At 60.4% G+C, this 5,095-nt stretch carries 3 protein-coding genes; 1 reads left to right on the top strand and 2 read right to left on the bottom strand.

Going from position 1 to position 5,095, the window contains the following annotated elements:
• The first annotated feature begins 880 nt into the window (after positions 1 to 880).
• Positions 881 to 2,029: an acyl-CoA dehydrogenase family protein gene (locus JJB74_RS32750; RefSeq protein ID WP_200598738.1), complete on the top strand. Its 1,149-nt coding sequence runs from the start codon at positions 881 to 883 to the stop codon at positions 2,027 to 2,029.
• Positions 2,030 to 2,112: 83 nt separating this feature from the next.
• On the opposite strand, the gene JJB74_RS34110 is transcribed toward JJB74_RS32750, so the two are convergent.
• Together JJB74_RS34110 and JJB74_RS34105 are read right to left on the bottom strand one after the other, a co-directional pair.
• Positions 2,113 to 3,801, bottom strand: coding sequence for a LuxR C-terminal-related transcriptional regulator (locus JJB74_RS34110; protein ID WP_325170223.1), 1,689 nt, complete (start codon positions 3,799 to 3,801; stop codon positions 2,113 to 2,115).
• 7 nt (positions 3,802 to 3,808) lie between these two features.
• Positions 3,809 to 4,837 carry an AAA family ATPase gene (locus JJB74_RS34105; RefSeq protein ID WP_325170222.1) on the bottom strand — a complete coding sequence of 343 codons (1,029 nt, stop codon included), beginning with the start codon at positions 4,835 to 4,837 and terminating at the stop codon, positions 3,809 to 3,811.
• Positions 4,838 to 5,095 lie beyond the last annotated feature (258 nt).

Here is a 5,095-nt window from a genome sequence, read left to right as displayed (position 1 = left end):
TGCATGCGGTGCTGTGCGGAGCCGGCTACAACCTGCGCTGGCTGATGCGGGCAGTACAGCGTCTGGGGCTGAAGGCCCTTTTATTGCGTCTGCAGTTGGACGCCATGCTGCGTGCCATCTCCGGGCTTGCGCCAACCAGAGATGGCAACAGAAGCCTTATCGTCGGGTAAAGCAGCGCCGAAATCCCTCCATGAAGCGCCGCGCCGCGTCGTCGAATCAATTTTGCAGGTTCGACTACGTATTGAGCCGCATACCGTTTGCCCAGCATGGAACTATACGATTAACCCCCGCCCAAGAAGCCCAGAAGAAATCGAACAACTTATTTATTGATAAGCCCTAGCGACACCGAGCGAAGCATCGCCGACATCGCGGCTTATCCGCTTCGCGGAACTCAGCGCGTTCTATGATGCGTTCTATCGCGCGTTCCGCAAATGGACTGGCAGTGCGCCGGGAGATTACCGCGGTGCCGGATCGTCCGCGTGAGAGATGCGAATGAACACATGCGATGCTATATTCCAGCAAGCCGCTGCGCCCTTGCACCCGGCGACCAGATCTAACGTCGCTCTTGCCAGCGCGCCGGTATGGCAGCCGCATGACTCCCCGTAGCAAAGAATTGTCGCTTCGGACGAGGCAAGCAAGCCTTGGCCAATGAAAAATGCCCGATGATCGTGGCATGCAAGAACCTGCGAGCACGCGTGGGACGGAATTTTCGGCAAATCTTGTTGAAGATAGAAGGGCGCGATGCGCCGTGTGTGCCATGAGAAGCGAAATGGCTTTGGGGCTGGAAAGACGCCTTTCATAGGATGCGATCGATGAAAGACGGGCCCTAGAAGCTCCATGCCAGCCTCAAACCATCCGCTGCATATAGGAGAGACGAAACATGACAATTCAATTCCATCGTTCCTGGATGAACGAGGAGCTTTCAATGTGGCGGGAAACAGCTGTCCGTTTCATAGAGGAAGAGGTGGTGCCCGATGACGAGGCGTCACGCAAGCGTGGCCATGTCGGACATGCGCTTTGGCGCAAGGCGGGTGAGATCGGGCTTCTCTGCTCCGACATCCCCGAGGAATACGGTGGCGCGGGCGGGGACTTCCGCCACGAGGCAGTGTTCTTCGAGGAGATGGCAAGGCGCAGCCTCACTGGTATGAACACCTCGGTGCATAGCATCGTGGCGCATTACCTGCTGAATCATGGCACCGAGGCGCAGAAGCAACGCTATTTGCCGCGGATGGCGCGCGGCGAGATTGTTGGCGCGATCGCGATGACCGAGCCCGGGACTGGCTCGGACCTGCAGGGCGTGCGGACCCGTGCCGAGCGCCGCGGGGACCGTTACGTCATCAACGGGGCGAAAACGTTCATTTCCAATGGCTATCTCGCCGGGCTGGTTCTGGTCGTGGCCAAGACCGACCCCACGCAGAGGGCCAAGGGAATGTCGATCTTCATCGTCGAAACCGAAGGCCTTCCGGGATACAAGCCGGGCCGCATCCTGGACAAAATCGGCCTGAAGGCGCAGGACACCTCAGAAATGTTCTTCGATGACGTCGAGGTCGAGGCTGATTGTCTGCTGGGCCGGAAAGAGGGAAGGGGTTTTTTCCAGCTCATGGGAGACTTGCCTTACGAGCGGACCATCATCGGCGTGACCGCCGCCGCAGCGATGGAGGGCGCCTACGAGGCGACGGTGCAGTACACCCGTGACCGCGAAGCCTTCGGCCAGCCGATCGCGCAGTTCCAGAACACCCGGTTCAAGCTCGCCGAGGTGGCTGCGAACGTCATGGCCGCGCGCGCGTACGTCGACCGTTGCATTGAGGACTTGTTGACCGGCCGCCTGGATGCCACCGGTGCCTCGATGGTCAAGATGTGGGCAAGCGACCTGCAGAACAAGGTGATCGACGAGTGCCTGCAGTTGTTTGGCGGCTACGGCTATATGAACGAATACCTGATTGGCCGCATGTACGTCGATGCACGAATCCAGCGCATTTATGGCGGCACGAACGAGATCATGAAAGAGCTGATCTCAAGGGCCTTATGAGTAGCCGGCATGATGGAGGGCAAAGCGCTGCTCGCGCACTGCCTCGCTGAAGTCATCCCGCCTGGCGGGGCGGAATGCCAGGCTTATGGAATGATGCCAAGCTTACGGGCAACAGCGACCGCCTGCGTGCGGCTTTGGGCATTGAGTTTTCCATTGATGTTGCGCAGATGGGTGCGCACGGTGCTGTCGGAGACGAACAGCCTTTCTGCGAGGGCGCTGTTGGAATAGCCTTCGGCCAGCAAGCCGAGTATGCGGATCTCCTTCGCGGTCAGAGGTTCGGCCAATGGGGGAGCCGCTGCCGCCGCCAGGCTTTCCTGTTCGTTCATGTTCGACGGTCCGAAGGCGTGCAGCAGCTTTTGCAGATAGACTTGGAAGATGGGATCGTGCACACTGTGGTCGTTGCGCATGCTTTCCTCCGCCTGCCGCACCAGCACCTCTGCCTGCGTCGATTCGTCAACCAGCAGCCGCACAAACCCCTCGCCACCCGTGGCTCGCAGGATCTGCTTCATGGCCGCGAGCGCTGCCCGCGGATCCCCCATGTTCTTGAGCGCAATGCTTTGCAATACCTGGAGTTTGAGTACCCGGCGCAGGCGCCGCTCAGCCTGGGCCGCTTCAATCGCGTTCGTCAGGATGGGCAGAGCCCTGCTGGCGTCGCCCGAAAAAATCAGCCAGCGCAGTTCGCCCAAAGCGTGGAACTCGATGTCGTGCGCCGACTGGCGCAGTCGCGCCACCGTCCCCCAGATCTCCGCCGAACTGACGCGGGCGAGTTCTTCACGCGCCGCGCGAAAATTCCCCTGGATCGTCAGCAACCGTGCCCGCTCCAGCTTAGCGCTCTTCACGACCCGCGGCAGTTGCCGTTGGTGACCGAGGTACTCCAGTTCGGTAAGGCAATGAAAGGCCTGGTCGACATTGCCGCGGTCGAATGCGATGCGCGACAGCATGATGTAGCCGACGATCATGTGGTCGGCAAGGCCCACCTCCTTGGCGAGCGGCACGTAGACATGGAGCAGGTGTTCAGCCTGATCGAAATCGTTCATCTCGTACAGAATGGATGCGTACAGCACACCCGCCCACGCATTGCCGCCGGTATGACGATAGGAAACGCTATGCGTGGCGCTTATGGCTATCCGGAAGCGCGCGGTCGCCTGCCGCAATCGTCCTGCTTCAAGGTCGATGATGCCCGCGACCGATTCCGAATACATTTTATTGAAGAAGCTGCTCTCATGACTTTGGCGGTTCCTGGCGTCGTCGAGCAAGCGATGCGCGGTCTGATAGTCACCCATGACGGCGCAGATGTAAGCCATCTCGTTGGAGAGGGCACCGGCTGTGAAAGCGTCTGCCTCCGGCAGCCGGGCCAAGGCTTCCCACCCAACCTCATAGGCCTCCTCGTTTCGATCCATAATCGCAAGCATCAGTGGCCGTAGCGCCAGCACATGCGCAAGAATCCTCGGGTCGGACGAGGTCGAGCAGCTCGACCGTTCCAGCATCGACATGGCCTCGCGTGGGCCGCGTGTAAAACACAGCGCCCAGACCTGGATCACTTGCAGCAGCTCCGAAGCCTGGATGTGCGTTTCCGGCAGCGCGGCGAACCAGCGTGCCAGCAGACGCATCCTTCCACCTTCCAACAAAGTTTCGGCATGCCGCGCCAGCAGGTCCACGGCATGGCCGAAGTTTCTTCCCTCAATGGCGTGGTCGATGGCTGGAATGGGGCGGTTCTGCGCCTCATACCATGCCGATGCAGCGCGATGCAGGCGCTCTACATCGTCGGGCATCTCACGCTCAAGCTTGTGCCCGCAGGAAGCCGGCGAACAGGCTGTGATAGCGGTATGCCTGCTCCTGGCCTTCGATGGGGGTGAGGAAGAGATTGGCTTCCTCAAGTTGCCTTAGGATTTCACTGCCATGAATGCCGGGCAGCAGCGCGTCGCACAACGGCGGGGTGAGGTGCCGGAGGATGCTGGTGCGCAGAAGGAAATCCTGGATGTGCGGGGACTGGTGCGCAAGCACGTCTTCCGCAAGATAATCCGCGACAGTCTCATTGCTGCCCGAAAAGCTCGAGATGAATGCAGACCGCTCGTCGCGCCGCTCCAGTGCGACGGACGCCAGCCAAAGCGCCGCAATCCAGCCTTCCGTCTTGTCTTGCAGCCGAGTCAGGTCGTCTTCCGGCAGGGCAAGTAGGCGACGTTGCGTTAGGAACTCCGTCGTTTCGGTAAGGGAGAAGCGTAGCTGAGCAGCGTCAATCTCTAGGAGATGGCCGCGCACCCGCATCCGGCCGAGACCGAGGTCCGGAACGCTTCGGGAACCGATCACCAGTTGCCCGTTGCGCGGCAAGTTATCAAGGATCTCGCGCACCAGTTGCAGCACCGTCGGTTCCTGCACCGTTTCAAACTCGTCAAGGAACAGGGCGAACGGCGCCTGGCGCGCCGACAGTCGCTCCATGATGTCCAATGCCAGATCTGCCGGCGCGCGGCTGCTGTCAGCCGCAACGGGTTCCTGCGCATTCCCGCGTTCGCCGGTGATGCCCGCGACTGCGGCCGCCATGCAGGCCAGGAAACGTGAGGCATCGTTATCCGCGGCGTCCAGCGTGAGCCAGGTGGTGTCGATATTGTTCTGTGCCAGCGACTCTCGGCATTGCGCCATCGCGGTCGTCTTGCCGAAGCCGGCCGGCGCGTGCACCAGGATGAGCTTGAATGAACTGGATTTCCGGACCAGATCGCCAATGGCTTGGCGCGGCACCTGCGTGGCAGTAGTCATCGGCGGATTCAGCTTCGTCGACAGGAACGGGCGGGCAGAAGTCGCAAGGTCGCTCATTGTAATGATCGTGTGGAAGGTGGCGAGACGGGGAGTTTCTGCCAATTGTCTACGTCAGGTCAACGGCCTGCATGAATTTTAACGTAGGCACGAGCGGCGCAATGGCGTTGAGGGTTGCGGGCACACAAAGCGGTTCCGTTGCAATAAGGCGCATCTGGTAAAGTCGGCGATTTGATCGGGACGACTGCCGATGAACGAGGCCTTAAGCAAAGTGCTCAAGCGACTGCACTATCCGCTGGAAGTGATGCTGACCTGCGT

Origin of the sequence: Noviherbaspirillum pedocola, from assembly GCF_016632335.1 — a bacterium.
GTDB classification, from domain to species: Bacteria; Pseudomonadota; Gammaproteobacteria; order Burkholderiales; family Burkholderiaceae_D; genus Noviherbaspirillum_A; species Noviherbaspirillum_A pedocola.
Note: the sequence above shows the minus strand (reverse complement) of the source record. Positions and strands in the feature narration are given on the sequence as shown.